At 33.8% G+C, this 13,826-nt stretch carries 18 protein-coding genes; 7 read left to right on the forward strand and 11 right to left on the reverse strand.

The window, feature by feature from the left end:
- Positions 1-106 precede the first annotated feature (106 nt).
- Positions 107-670 carry a DUF3109 family protein gene (locus ACGLWY_RS04400; protein WP_396618441.1) on the reverse strand — a complete coding sequence of 188 codons (564 nt, stop codon included), beginning with the start codon at positions 668-670 and terminating at the stop codon, positions 107-109.
- A 161-nt stretch (positions 671-831) separates the two neighbouring features.
- Between ACGLWY_RS04400 and ACGLWY_RS04405 the strand changes: the two genes are divergently transcribed.
- Genes ACGLWY_RS04405 through ACGLWY_RS04415 form a run of 3 tightly spaced genes read left to right on the forward strand, consistent with a single transcriptional unit; the run spans position 832 to position 2,247 of the window.
- The gene (locus tag ACGLWY_RS04405) at positions 832-1,419 is read left to right on the forward strand and encodes a MarC family protein (RefSeq protein ID WP_396618442.1); all 588 of its coding nucleotides are present in this window, start codon (positions 832-834) and stop codon (positions 1,417-1,419) included.
- Between the two features lie 19 nt (positions 1,420-1,438).
- Complete coding sequence (locus ACGLWY_RS04410) at positions 1,439-1,642, forward strand: hypothetical protein (RefSeq protein ID WP_396618443.1); 204 nt, start codon at positions 1,439-1,441, stop codon at positions 1,640-1,642.
- Positions 1,642-2,247, forward strand: coding sequence for an FAD-dependent oxidoreductase (locus ACGLWY_RS04415; RefSeq protein ID WP_396618444.1), 606 nt, complete (start codon positions 1,642-1,644; stop codon positions 2,245-2,247). The genes ACGLWY_RS04410 and ACGLWY_RS04415 overlap by 1 nt, the downstream gene beginning before the upstream one ends.
- 123 nt (positions 2,248-2,370) lie before the next feature.
- On the opposite strand, the gene ACGLWY_RS04420 is transcribed toward ACGLWY_RS04415, so the two are convergent.
- The 6 genes from ACGLWY_RS04420 to ACGLWY_RS04445 all read right to left on the reverse strand — a co-directional run bounded on the left by ACGLWY_RS04420 (position 2,371) and on the right by ACGLWY_RS04445 (position 7,145).
- A complete protein-coding gene (locus ACGLWY_RS04420) occupies positions 2,371-2,673 on the reverse strand; it encodes a type II toxin-antitoxin system RelE/ParE family toxin (RefSeq protein ID WP_396618445.1) in 303 nt (100 codons plus the stop codon).
- A 5-nt stretch (positions 2,674-2,678) separates the two neighbouring features.
- Positions 2,679-2,894, reverse strand: a complete 216-nt coding sequence (locus ACGLWY_RS04425; RefSeq protein ID WP_396618446.1) for a type II toxin-antitoxin system ParD family antitoxin — start codon at positions 2,892-2,894, stop codon at positions 2,679-2,681.
- 189 nt (positions 2,895-3,083) lie between these two features.
- The gene (locus ACGLWY_RS04430; protein WP_396618447.1) at positions 3,084-4,676 is read right to left on the reverse strand and encodes a S41 family peptidase; all 1,593 of its coding nucleotides are present in this window, start codon (positions 4,674-4,676) and stop codon (positions 3,084-3,086) included.
- Entirely contained in the window at positions 4,676-5,107 is a 432-nt protein-coding gene (locus ACGLWY_RS04435) for a deoxycytidylate deaminase (RefSeq protein WP_396618448.1), read from the reverse strand. The genes ACGLWY_RS04430 and ACGLWY_RS04435 overlap by 1 nt, the downstream gene beginning before the upstream one ends.
- Positions 5,108-5,545: 438 nt before the next feature.
- Positions 5,546-6,136: a HupE/UreJ family protein gene (locus tag ACGLWY_RS04440; protein WP_117174505.1), complete on the reverse strand. Its 591-nt coding sequence runs from the start codon at positions 6,134-6,136 to the stop codon at positions 5,546-5,548.
- A gap of 37 nt (positions 6,137-6,173) precedes the next feature.
- Complete coding sequence (locus ACGLWY_RS04445) at positions 6,174-7,145, reverse strand: NAD-dependent epimerase/dehydratase family protein (protein ID WP_396618449.1); 972 nt, start codon at positions 7,143-7,145, stop codon at positions 6,174-6,176.
- 155 nt (positions 7,146-7,300) lie between these two features.
- Between ACGLWY_RS04445 and ACGLWY_RS04450 the strand changes: the two genes are divergently transcribed.
- Complete coding sequence (locus ACGLWY_RS04450; RefSeq protein ID WP_396618450.1) at positions 7,301-7,819, forward strand: hypothetical protein; 519 nt, start codon at positions 7,301-7,303, stop codon at positions 7,817-7,819.
- A gap of 220 nt (positions 7,820-8,039) precedes the next feature.
- Here the strand turns inward: ACGLWY_RS04450 and ACGLWY_RS04455 are convergent, their stop codons facing one another.
- Positions 8,040-8,753 (reverse strand): hypothetical protein, encoded by a 714-nt coding sequence (locus ACGLWY_RS04455; protein WP_396618451.1) that lies wholly within the window; start codon positions 8,751-8,753, stop codon positions 8,040-8,042.
- A gap of 282 nt (positions 8,754-9,035) precedes the next feature.
- On the opposite strand from ACGLWY_RS04455, the gene ACGLWY_RS04460 reads away from it, so the two are divergent.
- Entirely contained in the window at positions 9,036-9,503 is a 468-nt protein-coding gene (locus ACGLWY_RS04460; RefSeq protein ID WP_396618452.1) for a CBS domain-containing protein, read from the forward strand.
- A gap of 7 nt (positions 9,504-9,510) precedes the next feature.
- On the opposite strand, the gene ACGLWY_RS04465 is transcribed toward ACGLWY_RS04460, so the two are convergent.
- Positions 9,511-9,861, reverse strand: a complete 351-nt coding sequence (locus ACGLWY_RS04465; RefSeq protein ID WP_396618453.1) for a hypothetical protein — start codon at positions 9,859-9,861, stop codon at positions 9,511-9,513.
- 508 nt (positions 9,862-10,369) lie between these two features.
- On the opposite strand from ACGLWY_RS04465, the gene rhuM reads away from it, so the two are divergent.
- Together rhuM and ACGLWY_RS04475 are read left to right on the forward strand one after the other, a co-directional pair.
- A complete protein-coding gene (gene rhuM / locus ACGLWY_RS04470) occupies positions 10,370-10,633 on the forward strand; it encodes a RhuM family protein (RefSeq protein ID WP_396618631.1) in 264 nt (87 codons plus the stop codon).
- 132 nt (positions 10,634-10,765) lie between these two features.
- On the forward strand, positions 10,766-11,098 hold the full coding sequence (locus tag ACGLWY_RS04475) for a single-stranded DNA-binding protein (RefSeq protein WP_396618454.1): 333 nt from the start codon (positions 10,766-10,768) through the stop codon (positions 11,096-11,098).
- A gap of 85 nt (positions 11,099-11,183) precedes the next feature.
- On the opposite strand, the gene nadB is transcribed toward ACGLWY_RS04475, so the two are convergent.
- Positions 11,184-12,743 carry an L-aspartate oxidase gene (gene nadB, locus ACGLWY_RS04480; RefSeq protein ID WP_396618455.1) on the reverse strand — a complete coding sequence of 520 codons (1,560 nt, stop codon included), beginning with the start codon at positions 12,741-12,743 and terminating at the stop codon, positions 11,184-11,186.
- Position 12,744: 1 nt separating this feature from the next.
- Positions 12,745-13,671, reverse strand: a complete 927-nt coding sequence (nadA, locus tag ACGLWY_RS04485) for a quinolinate synthase NadA (RefSeq protein ID WP_396618456.1) — start codon at positions 13,669-13,671, stop codon at positions 12,745-12,747.
- Positions 13,672-13,826: the final 155 nt, after the last annotated feature.

Genomic DNA, 13,826 nt, shown 5'->3' on the forward strand with positions numbered 1-13,826 from the left:
AGACTTTTACAATTTTTGAATTTTCAAAAAGTTTACAGGAAAAAACAAGTTTTTATATTTTAAACCCCTTATTTTAAAGGTGTTTAAGAGGATTATTTTTAGTTATTTAGAACTTGTTAGCAACCTTTTCCAATTCCGAATACCAGTCTTCACCAAACTTCCTAATTAAGGCTTCCTTTACAAATTTATAAACGGGAATTTGCAATTCTTTTCCAAGAGTGCAGGCATCGTCACAAATTTGCCACTTGTGATAATTTACTGCCGAAAATTCGGTGTAATCTTGCACTCGTATGGGGTATAAATGACAAGAAACAGGTTTTTTCCAAGAAATTTCACCTTGGTTATAGGCTTCTTCAATAGCACACAATGCCACTTTCTTTTCATCAAAAATCACATAGGCACAATCGGCACGATTAATTAAAGGTGTTTCTAAATCGCCGTCTTCAGAGGTCACATATACGCCCTGGGATTCTATCGCTTTAATACCTTCTTTTCGTAAAAAAGGCTTCACTTTAGGGTATATGTCTTTTAATATCTCGGCTTCCTCTTTTTCTAAAGGAGCACCCGCATCGCCATCAATACAGCAAGCACCTTTACATGCCGATAGATTGCACATAAAATCCTTTTCAATAATATCTTCTGAAACGATGGTTTTTCCTAATTGAAACATATTCTTTTAATTACAGAACTTATTTAAGCTTTCATAATTGGTTAAAAAGTTTAAAGGAGCTCATATTGTAGTGGGCAAAAATAACTAAACTTTTGCGTTTAATACGATATATATTGTATACAATCCTATACTTTTGCAACAATATATAAGAAAGCGCACAAATGCAACTTAATTTTAAAGAAATATTTACTGCTTTTATGGTATTATTCGCCGTAGTAGATATTGTTGGCAATATTCCTATAGTAATAGATTTACGAAAAAAAGTAGGCCATATTAACAGCAGGAAAGCCGCCATTATTTCGGGGGTTATTATGGTATCGTTTCTATTTTTGGGTAAAAGTATTTTAACCCTTATTGGCATTGATGTTAACTCGTTTGCTGTAGCTGGATCGTTTATTTTGTTTTTTATTGCGTTGGAAATGATTTTGGGCATCACACTTTATAAACATGAAGACCATACTGCAGACACTGCCTCGGTATTTCCGTTGGCATTCCCGCTTATTGCCGGTCCCGGTAGTTTAACAACACTTTTATCGTTACGAGCTGAATTTAAAACCGAAAATATTATAGTAGCTATTATATTAAACGTTATTGTTATTTTTATTGTTTTAAAAACATCTAGAACCATCGAACGCTTTTTAGGACAAAACGGCATTAGCATTGTTAGAAAAGTATTTGGCGTGATATTATTGGCCATTGCTGTTAAACTGTTTGCCCATAATATTAAAGCGTTATTTGAAATTATTTAACCCATAAACAGACAGACCGATGAAAATTTTAACCGTTATAATTAGTGTTGCTGCTTTAGCTCTTATTGTTTTCAACTTTACCAAAGTAAATTTTGAAGCTCCTTTTGAAGGCGAAAGCATTATAGCTTTAATAACTATTCTGGCTGCATTGTGCGCCATTGTCATGATGCTCATTTTAAGGGTTTCTAAACGTATTGAAGAAAAAGTAAAACAACACCGTTAATGTTTGATGCCTTAATAATAGGTGGTGGAGCAGCAGGTTTACAATGCGCTTTAGTGTTGGGTTCTGCCAAAGGCAAACCTTTTTCTGAAAATAAACATATTGGCATCATTACGCACCAAAAAACATCACATTTACAAACTGCTTTATTTAACAATGTGCTTGGTTTAACGCCCGGAACAACAGGTGAATCTATTTTAAATGCAGGCAAAGCACAATTAAAAACCTTATATCCACACATTGAACAGATTGAAAACGAAAAAGTTTTAGAGCTATCAAAAACTGAAGATGTTTTTAACATTAAAACCAACAAACACATTTACAAATCCAAACTGGTTGTAGTTGCGGTAGGCTACACCAATTTAATGACTATAAAAGGTTTGGAACACTACATTGAACCCCACCCGAGGGCAGCGATTGAAAAAGACCGCATTTGGCTAAAAAACGTTGACCACTTAGTCGATGATAATCTATATGTTGCTGGCTCGTTGGCAGGTTGGCGCAGTCAGTTTGCTATCTGTGCAGGTAGTGGCGCCCATGTTGCTACCGATATTTTAACCCTTTGGAATGGTGGGAAGCACGTGAAGGTGCATAATAAGATTGGTTAACTTGTAAAGTTGTATACTTGTAAAGTTGTATACTTGTAAAGTTGCAAAGACTCAAAGTAACAAAGTAACAAAGTTGCAAAGTTGCAAAGTTGCAAAGCTAAAAAAGTGTACTATTAATTTTAGTTAAAAATGCTTGGGTATGTCTTTACTTCCATGAAGCACTCTCACAATTCTAATACAATCTTCTTGAACTCTATAAAAAATAATGTGTTCTTGTTCTGTAATACTATACAATCCATCCTTTAACTCACTTCGTTTTCTGCCAATTTCTGGATTAATAACAAGACTTCCAAAAACAGCATCTAAATCATTAAGATATTTAACCGCCTGGGTGAAACCATACTGATGCTTGGTGTCATCAAAAATATCCTCAAGGTCAAAATCTGCATATTCAGATAATAAATAAGCTTTAAGCTCCCATAACATAAAACCTATTTGGATTGATTTTTATCAGAAATAATATCAGCAATTTTACGATTGCTCGTAGCACCAGACCACCCTTTTTCTATTTCAGCTTTTAAATCTAAAATAATACGATGTCTGTATGTTTCGTGTAGTCGTAGCGCATCTCTAACAAGTTCGCTCGCATTTTGAAAATCACCAGATTCGATTTGACTGGCAATATATTCTTCCTGTTTTTTTGTCAAACTTACATTCATTTTTCTTTTCTGTATAATTTAATGTAAATCAAATATAGAAAATATGCTTATATTTAGCAAATATGGATATCTAAAGAATTACGTTGAAATTTCTAAATACTGAAAACCGAGACTGAAACTGAAAACTGAAACTGAAAACTGAGACTGAAAACTGAGACTGAAAACTGAGACTGAAAACTATTTTTTCCCCTCACTTAACCCAATAACCTCTTCAATCATAAGATCACGTTGATTAAAAACTTCTTCAAAGGCACCCGCACCATAAAGCTGGTCGGCCAATGTTGCTTTTAGATATTGCTTTACCTCATCGTGATACGCCACGAAGGTTAATTTAGATTCGGTTCTTTTATTCAAATACTCTTGAAAATCGTAGACCATCTTTCCTGAAACCTCAAAAATATCAATAAAATCCTGTCTGGAAATATCGCTGTAAAACATTCTGTCTTTTTCTAAGGTTTCAAAAATAAAATACCCCATAAACCCACGACGTTGTAAAAAGGTAAGGGTTTCGTTTTGCATGCTGTTATCTATTGGCACAAACACGTCTGGTATAATACCACCGCCGCCATATACAATTTTTCCTTTCGGGGTTTTGTATTTTAAAGAATCGGCAACTTGGATTTTTTCTGGATCCAAAAGCTCACCGCTATCCAATCTTTCAAAATACTCATCGTAATAATCTTTATTGCCCTTGTTGTATGGGCGTTGAATGGAACGCCCTGTTGGGGTATAGTATCTTGATACGGTTAATCTCACCGCACTTCCATCGCCCAAATCCATTTCGCGTTGCACCAAACCTTTGCCATACGAACGACGCCCAACAATAGTGCCTTTATCATTATCCTGTAGTGCACCCGCAACAATTTCACTTGCAGACGCTGAGTTTTCGTTTATTAATACGTAAAGTTTGCCGTTTTCAAAACCTCCCTTATCTGTAGCGAAACTTTTTTCGATATTACCCCGTTTGTTTTTTGTGAACAGAATTAACTTATCCTCTTCTAAAAACTCATCTGCAATTTGTTCGGCAATGCCCAAAAAACCACCTGGGTTATCACGTAAGTCAAGGGCAATTTCCGTTGCTCCTAAGTCTAAAAGTTTATCCAAACCTTTTTTAAATTCTTTATAGGTGCTTTCGGCAAAACGGTTAATTTTTATATACCCTAATTTTTCGGTAAGCATATAGGCAGCATCCACACTTTTTATTGGGATGTGAGAGCGTTTTACTGTGAAATTCAACAGTTTTGATTGGCCTTTTCTAAATACCTTTAAGTTAACTTTACTGTTTAATGGGCCTTTCAGCTTTTTTACCAATTCGCCATCGTTCAACTTACTACCAAAAAGGGTATCGCCGTCAGCCATAACAATGCGGTCGCCACCTTTAATACCTGCTTTGTCACTTGGTCCACCTTCTATGGCTCTAATAACGGCTATGGAATCCCGATATGGGTAAAAACTAATACCAATACCAACAAAATCACCTTTCATGCTTTCGGCAACACCTTGCATATCTTCTTTGGGAATATACACCGAATGCGGATCCAAATTTTCTAAAATACCATTTACGGTAACGTCTACAATACTATCGGTATTAACATCGTCTACATAATCGTAATCTATGTAATCTATAAGTCTGTTGAGTTTATCTTTTTTGCTGCTTTTTGAAAATAATTGGTCGGGCACGTCATTAAAATCCAGCTTGCCTCCAATAAAAATGCCTGCAGCAACGGCTACGCCTATTATTAAGGGCAAATATTTCTTTTTATATGGCATTAGGCTTGTAGATCTTCAATTTGTTTTAACTCGATTCCTGCTTTTTTTAAGAATTCCAATCCTGAATCGTCTTTATAAGCTGTATGGTATACCACTTTTACTATACCTGCTTGATGAATGAGTTTGCTACATTCTTTACATGGCGACATAGTAATATAAAGTGTCGCACCCTTGCACGATTGGGTAGATGCTGCTACTTTTAAAATAGCGTTTGCTTCGGCATGCAATACATACCATTTGGTATAACCCGCATCGTCTTCACAAAAGTTTTCAAATCCTGATGGCGTACCGTTGTACCCGTCTGAAATTATCATTCTATCTTTTACTATAAGTGCACCTACTTGCCTACGTTTACAATACGATAGTTTTCCCCATTCTTGTGCAATTCTTAAATAGGCTTTATCGTATTTAAGCTGTTTCTTTTCTGGCATTAATTTTAATTATAATTTGGGCGTTACCCTCATTTCAAGTTTTAAGTTTAAAATGAAACTTTAAAACTATTCGGGTCGGGCTATCCGTTACAATCTTTTGCAAAAAAGCAAAAGGATTTTCACTACTATCCCTAACGCAAAACAATATAACGAATATACTTGGTTCGTATTTTAATTGCAACGCAAGTTCGTTAAACTTTTTAGAAAGTTTGTGAAAATAATAACAAGTTTTATCTGGAAATGTTGTTTGTGTTAGGGATTGCTCATACATACTATTAAATTAATAAAATTATGAATGCGCTGCATTTAGAATGAAAAGCCCATAGTGAAGCACGAGCGAGGATTTGTAACCTTTCGACTGCTCTCAAGATAAATTACTGGCCCGACCCCACTTGTCTTGAGCGGAGTCGAAGGATGTGGTGCCACCCAGATTTCAAACTAAGCTAAAAAATCGCTGTTAAGTATCATGGGAATGACCAACCCAACTACAATGGCAGAGATGACCATAATCCAATCGCGTTTATTAAACCTAAATATGGTTTGCATAATATAACCTAATAGTAAGACCACAAATACAATGATTATTTGTGCCAACTCGATACCTAAAGCAAATTCTAACAATAGCACTAGTTTACTATCGGAATCTCCCAATAGCATTTTAAACTCGCGAGCAAAACCTAAGCCGTGTATTAAACCAAAAAAGAGGGTTGACAAAAACAAGACGCCTACTTTTTCTTTTTGGGCACCTTTGCCTGAAGTAAACACATTAAAAAGCGCTACAATTAGTATGGTTATCGGTATCAAAAACTCTACCATAACCGCCTTAACACTAACAATATTGTACACTGCTAAAACCAGTGATAGCGTATGCCCCAAGGTAAACATGGTTACTAATAATAACACACGTTTCCAATCTTTAAACAAATACGGAACGGTTAGAACAATAAGAAATAATACGTGGTCGTAGGCTTTTATATCAAGTACGTGGTTGATGCCATATTGAACGTTGAACCAAAAATTTTCGAACATATTACTATTTAGGATTTAGGGAAACCCAAATATACAATTATTTAGATTTGTTTAACGGTGGGTTATATTTTTTATTGAGTTGCGAAAGCATCTCTTTGGTAATGTCTTCAATATTGAATTGGTGCTTCCATTTCCAATCTTCTCTTGCATAAGAATCGTTAATACTTTTTGGCCAACTATTGGCTATGTCTTGTCTGTAATCCGGTGTATATGTAATTTTAAATTCCGGTATGTGCTTTTTTATGGATTCGGCAAGTTCTTTTGGTGTAAAACTAATAGCTGCCAAATTGTACGACGACCTTATCTTTACAGCATCTTTATTGGCAGTCATAATGTCTATGGTTGCTTTTATGGCGTCGTCCATAAACATCATAGGGAGTTCGGTTTCTTCAGTTAAAAAACAATTATAGAAACCATCCGTTATAGCTTTATGGTAAATTTCTACCGCATAATCGGTTGTACCGCCACCTGGTAATGTTTTCCAACTAATAATGCCTGGGTAGCGTAAACTGCGAACATCTACATCATATTTTTTATAGTAGTATTCACACCAGCGTTCTCCAACCTGTTTGGTAATACCATAAACGGTAGATGGCTCCATTATAGTATATTGTGGGGTATATTCTTTGGGTGTTGTAGTACCAAATACAGCAATGCTTGATGGCCAAAATACTTTTTTTATAAATTTCGCTCGGGCTAAGTTTAGCACATGAAACAGCGATTCCATATTTAAGTTCCAAGCTTTCATGGGGTATTTTTCACCCGTTGCACTTAAAATGGCTGCCATTAAATATATGGTATCAATCTTATACTTTTCAACACATACCTTAATGCTTGCATAATTTTGCGCATCAACAATTTCGAAAATACCCGAATTAACTATCTCTAAATTACTGTAACTAATATCGCTGGCAATAACATTTTCATTACCAAACAACTGCCTAAGTTTAAGTGTTAATTCTGATCCAATTTGACCGCAAGCGCCAATTACTAATATTTTCGACTTCATTTAAAGCTATATTTATAAATATTCATCAAAAATAATAAGTTTTTATTGATAATATCGCATTTTAAAAATGAAATATTGTTAATACTATTACGAACTATCTAACAAAAAAAGAAACGAATCTTATATCTTTGCTTTTTATATGATATATTTTTGTTATGAATTTTAAGTATTTAAGTATTTTGTGCTTTTTGGTTGTTGCTTTTTCTTGTAAAAAAAATCAGGAGCAGGGCGAGACAATTCTTGATAAAACCAACGATAGTCTGGAAATTAAAGCAAAAGACATTTCGAAAATTAAGTACACCGATTATATTTTAGATAGCAAGGCAGAAGATGTTACTATAAATTGGAATGCATACAAGCAACTGCAAGAGGTAATAGTCCATGTAAAGAAAGCCGATTTAAGCTTCTTTTACAATAACACTAAAGAAGTTAAAGAGTTACTAACCAACTTAAAACAAAACATACCCAGCGATATAAATAACCCTTCCATTTTAGCAAGAATTTCGGCTTTGGAAACCAAACTTTTAAAATTGGAAAGTTTATCAAATTTATCCACCACAAGCAAAGAGGAGCTTCTTGAGAATATAAAAGATCTTTTGGTGGCGTTTTCTAATTTAAACCTACAAATAAACAAGAAAATAGAAGGCGATAATATTATTATTGAAAAACCTTAAAATGAAAAAACGGCAAGCATTAAATAACAGTTAGAAACTGTTTAAATTTTATCTAAAAGCCATTTTTTGTTTCTTTTTAACCCATATTTCGTTGAATTTTTTTTTCTAATAGCTCTGCTATTAGAAAAAAATCCGCCTCATCTGATCCAAAAATAATTCAAAAAAGCATCAATAAACAAAACTTAAACAGTTTCTTACCGCTTTTAGGTATTTAGTTTAGTTAGTTTTTAGGTTGTTCTGCTTGTGCCTGTAATACTTGCTTTTGTCTTAACAATTCGTTTTTTGTTAACTGAATTAAATTAAAATTTGGAGACAACTTTAAGGTAGCATCCAAAATATCTACAGCTTTATCGATATTTTCCTTTTTGTCTTTGTTATAAGTAGATAAGGCATTTAAGTACATAAAAGCCGATTTTAATGATACTTCATAGGGCGTTTGGGTTTCGTAAAATGCTTTTTTCATATCGTCTTTAGCATTTGCTAACCCATAAGTAATGTGCTTATCTGCTTCGTCTAGTTTTTGAGTTTGTAAACAAAGTTCAGCCAATTCATAAGCGATTAGAGCATTTGGGTTTCTTTTAAACATTTCTTCAAATTGCCCAATGGCTAATTCCGGTTGTTTTACAGCCTTTAACGAAATAGCTTTTACCTCTATAGCAATGTCTGAATCGTCAACCATTCGTTCATAACCTATGGTATTTAAAGCTTGCATATATTTATCTTCGCTCATATAAATATATGCCAGCGTATCCATTCTTGCAGGAGAAGGCGATAACACATTTAAGTGCGTCATAGCATTGATAATGCCTTGAACATCTCCCTGTTTTTTCATTTGCTTATAATAAGCTTCATAATGTTTCAATAAATCGGAGTTGCTCTGTGCACTCATTATAAAACTACTCACCAAAAATCCTAATACAAATAATCTTTTCATCTGTTTATTTTTATTTTTTTTAATTGTCAGAAGGAACACCCTTAACAATCATCCTCGTGTGCAGGAATGCCATTCTCATGGGTGTTTCATTTTTATACTATTTTAAAGCGCTAAAACTATAAAAAATTAACATTCAAATCCTTAAAAGTATACTAATTATTTCCGTTTCCAATTAATAATTAATATCCTTAAGGTTTCATTATGGATTTAATGTCAGATGAAAAACACATTATTAGGAAAATTTAAAAAAAATAAGTACATTAGGTTGTTAAAATTAGAATTATGGGAATTAAAAGTTTTTTAGCCTCTCGAAAAAATCAGCAAAATAACAGTGCTGCAGATTTGCCTATTAAGGTTAGTGATTATATGTCTACAAACCTGATAACCTTTAAACCTGAAGAACTTATAGAAAAAGTTATTGATTCCTTAATTAAGAACAGAATTTCTGGTGGCCCTGTTGTAAACGATGAGCATGAATTAGTTGGTATTATATCTGAAGGCGATTGTATTAAACAAATAAGTGAAAGTAGATACCACAATTTGCCTATGGAAAACAATACCGTTGAAAAATGTATGGTAAAAAATGTTGAAACCATTGATGGAAACATGAATATTTTTGATGCTGCAAATAAGTTTCTGGAATCAAAACGCAGACGTTTTCCTATTGTTGAAAACGGAAAATTGGTAGGTCAAATAAGTCAGAAAGACATTTTAAAAGCGGCCATTGCCTTAAAAGGACATACATGGTAGTGTTTGTTTAGCTTTCTCTTTTTACCAAGGCATAATATTCATCTTCTAAGGGCAAGTACCCTTGATCGTAAACAAAGTAATAAACGGTACCTGCTTTAGTAGTATAAGTACTTGTAAAAAAATTAAAATCAAAACCATGTTGAATAAGTTTTGTTCTCGTGGTTTTTGTTTTTTGTTCTGGGTTTAACGTTTCTAAAATGCGCCAATTTTTTCTTAATCGATTATTTATGTTTCGAATTAAGTTTTTAGAATCTTTATTTATGGTATTGTTATAGGCATTACGGCAATAATCACTACAGAATTTTTTGTCGCTTCTTCCTATTATTTTTTCACCACATTCTAAACATGCTTTGGACATATAAACTTTTCTTTTAATAATAAAGATATAAAATTATTGCAATAGTACAATACTTACAAACAAAAACCATATACCAGTTTACACCGATAATAGCTAGACATCGTTTTTTTTTTGAGTTTCCAAAAACCTAATTCAATTTTTGACTTGTTAATTTAATGTAAAATGATGAAAGGCATTATTTTTTCAATAATAAATTGAATTTTGGAATCATGTAAAGAATCTTTATTCTTTTGTTTAAAAGGTAAAGCACTTGACTTGGATAGTTCCAATTCCGATTTCCCTTTACTTATTGGTAATCTAAATAACTCCTCCATTCCACTACCTCAAAACCACTGATCCTTTATTAGTTACCGCGAGCTCAACCCCATATTCTCTATTGCTTTTAACAAGGCTCTTTTAACCAATATTAGACGATGAGCACAAAACAGTTTGGGTTTCTCAAATTAGCTTTCACTTAAACAACATATACAAAGAAGGTGAATTAAATAAATTTTGAACTGTCAAGGAAATCTTGACAGTTCAAAAAGAAGGTGGTCGAAATGTTCAAAGAAATATTCAGTTTTATAATCTTGATGCTATAATTTCAGTTGGCTATAAGGTTAGTTCACAAAAAGCCACCATGTTTAGAATTTGGGCTAACAGTATTTTAAAAAGTTATCTTGTAAAGGGTTTTGCGCTTGATGATGATAAAAAAGGGCAGCTATATACAATTTTTATATTTCTGCAACATATTTCATACACCCCCTGTTATCAATCATTTAAAGCGATTTAAACGACTACAAACATTTACAAACGAACACAAATGTTTACTAACCGATTATATTTTTCCAACAATAACATCTTTGCCATGTCGAAACATCAGAACTCGATAGTATTAACTGTTTAACAATTAAAAATTAAAATCATGAGCACACTTAGAAACAAAGTACAGTTGATTGGCAACTTAGGAAACGATCCAGAAATCATTAATTTAGAATCTGGAAAAACACTAGCAAAATTTGCTATTGCAACAAACGAAAGCTACACCAATACTAAAGGTGAAAAAATCACGGACACGCAATGGCACAACGTTGTTGCTTGGGGGAAAACAGCCCAAATAATTGAAAAATATGTAACTAAAGGCAAAGAAGTTGCCATTGAAGGCAAATTAACATCACGTAGTTATGATGATAAAGATGGTAATAAACGCTATGTTACCGAAATAGTTTGCAATGAATTATTGATGTTAGGAAAATAACCATTATTCATTAAACTCATTTTATTGAGGCTGCCTTATTTTAGGCAGCCTCTTTTTTATTTGGGGAATTTTAATAGTATCCTTTCTACTTATCTACGTTATCAATATTAAAATAACCTCCTTTGTTTTCGGTTCTTTCTAAAGATTGCTTTACAATTAAATGCGATACATTAACCATGTTACGCAACTCGCAAAGCGAGGTTGATATTTTAGATTCTTTATATAATTCTTCAACCTCATTATATATTAAATCTAAGTGCTTTATGGCTTGTTTTAATCGTTTGTTACTTCTTACAATACCCACATAATCTCGCATTAAAGCCTGCATTTGTTTTAAATTATGCTGTATTAAAATATGTTCTTTAGGGATGGTTGTACCCTCATCATTCCAATCTGGAATTATGACATTGGCTACTTCATAGTCATTTTCACTATGGTACTTAAAAATATTATGCGCATACACCAAGGCTTCCAATAGCGAATTGGAAGCAAGCCTGTTGGCTCCATGTAATCCTGTTCTGGAGCATTCGCCACAGGCAAATAAATTGGAAATACTTGTTTTTCCTTTTTTATTCACTTCAATACCACCACATAAATAATGAGACGCCGGAACAACAGGTATCCAATCGGTTTCAATTTTTATGTGATGCTTTAAGCACTTGTTATAAATATTAGGAAAATGATTTTTAAAAGCATTCATATCTAAATGGGTGCAATCTAAATACACATGCGTTTCACCCGATTTTTTCAATTCACTATCAATACTTTGCGAAACAATATCGCGCGATGCTAATTCGGCTTGTTCGTGGTAATCCAACATAAATCGGTATCCCGATTTGTTTCGTAAATACGCACCAAAGCCTCTGACAGCCTCTGAAATTAAAAATGACGATTCGCCCTTTGCTTCATATAAAGCTGTTGGGTGAAATTGCACAAACTCCATATCCTTAATTTTAGCTTTTGCCCTGTAAGCCATAGCGATACCATCGCCCGTGGCAATAATGGGGTTTGTAGTATGTCCATAAACACAACCAATACCACCAGAGGCTAAAAGGGTGCTATTTGCTTTTATAGTGAAAATGTTGTCGGTTTTTTGGTCGAAAACATAAGCACCGTAGCAGGATAACTTTTCCGATGTATCGTTTACAATATGGTGATTTGTAACCAAATCGATGGCGAAATGGTGAGGTAAAATAGTGATATTGGGTAATTGATGGGCACGTTTAAGCAAGGCGCGCTCTATTTCGTAACCCGTAATATCTTTATGGTGCACAACACGATATTCTGAATGTCCGCCTTCTTTTCCTAAATCGAATTCACCTCCTGCATCTACATCAAAATTAGCTCCCCAAAGCAAAAGTTCTTCTAAACGTTTGGGACCTTCTTCAACAACCATTTTAACCACTTCTTCATTGCACAAACCATCACCTGCAATTAAAGTATCTTTAATATGCTTTTTAAAAGAATCCTTTTCTTTGTCCAAAACAACGGCAACACCACCTTGTGCATACTTGGTGTTCGATTCATCTTCGTTTGCCTTGGTTACAATAATAACGTTTCTGTTTGGAAATTTTTCGGCTATTTTAACCGAAAAAGTTAAACCTGCAATGCCAGATCCAATTACTAAATAGTCTGTATTAATCATGTTATTTAGAAAGCTCTAACATACGTTCTATTGGCAATAAAGCACGTTCTCTAATGTGTTCCGGTACTTCTATTTGAGGGCTTTCATTTAACAGACAATCGTATAGTTTTTGTAGCGTGTTCATTTTCATGAAATGGCATTCGCTACAAGCACAGGTATTGTCTTCAACCGCTGGTGCAGGAATTAATTCGGTATTGGGCATTTCTAACTGCATTTTATGTAAAATGCCTGCTTCGGTAGCCACAATAAATTTTTCTTCAGGATGTGCCTTCACAAAATTTATCATCCCCGAGGTAGAACCAATGTAGGTCGCTGTATTTAAAATATGCTCCTCTGATTCTGGATGTGCAATAATTTTATAGTCAGGATATTTTTTATGAAGTTCAATTAATTTATCTATTGAAAACGCTTCGTGAACAATGCAACTTCCGTCCCAAAGCAATAAATCCCTGCCCGTTTGTTTACCAACATAACGCCCTAAGTTTTTATCTGGCGCAAAAATAATAGGCGTTTCTTTTGGAATGGATTCTACAATTTTTACAGCGTTTGACGATGTACAAACAATATCGCTTAATGCTTTAATTTCAGCGGAACAATTTACATAGGTAATAACCACATGGTTTGGATGGGCTTTCGTGAATTTTTCAAAAGCTTCCGGCGGACAAGAATCTGCCAACGAACAACCCGCTTTCAAATCGGGTAACACGACCATTTTGGTTGGATTCAATATTTTAGCAGTTTCTGCCATAAAATGAACCCCTGCAAATACAATAATATCAGCATCGGTTTCGGCTGCTTTTTGTGACAACTGCAAACTATCACCAACATAATCGGCAATATCCTGTATTTCTGCAACTTGATAATAATGCGCCAATATGACCGCATTTTTCTCTTCTTTTAGACGCTTTATTTCTTTTACTAAGTCCATGAATTCTATTAATCTTCAACATTTTACACAAGAAAATCCTCTTATGCTGTTCAATTATTTTACAAATATCTTAATTATAATCTTATTGAACTGAGATTAATAGAAAAAATGAATGAGAATTAAATGGGTCTTTGTCTTTTTATTAAATTTTTAAA

It is taken from the genome of Mariniflexile sp. HMF6888, assembly GCF_044335535.1.
Taxonomy (GTDB): domain Bacteria; phylum Bacteroidota; class Bacteroidia; order Flavobacteriales; family Flavobacteriaceae; genus Mariniflexile.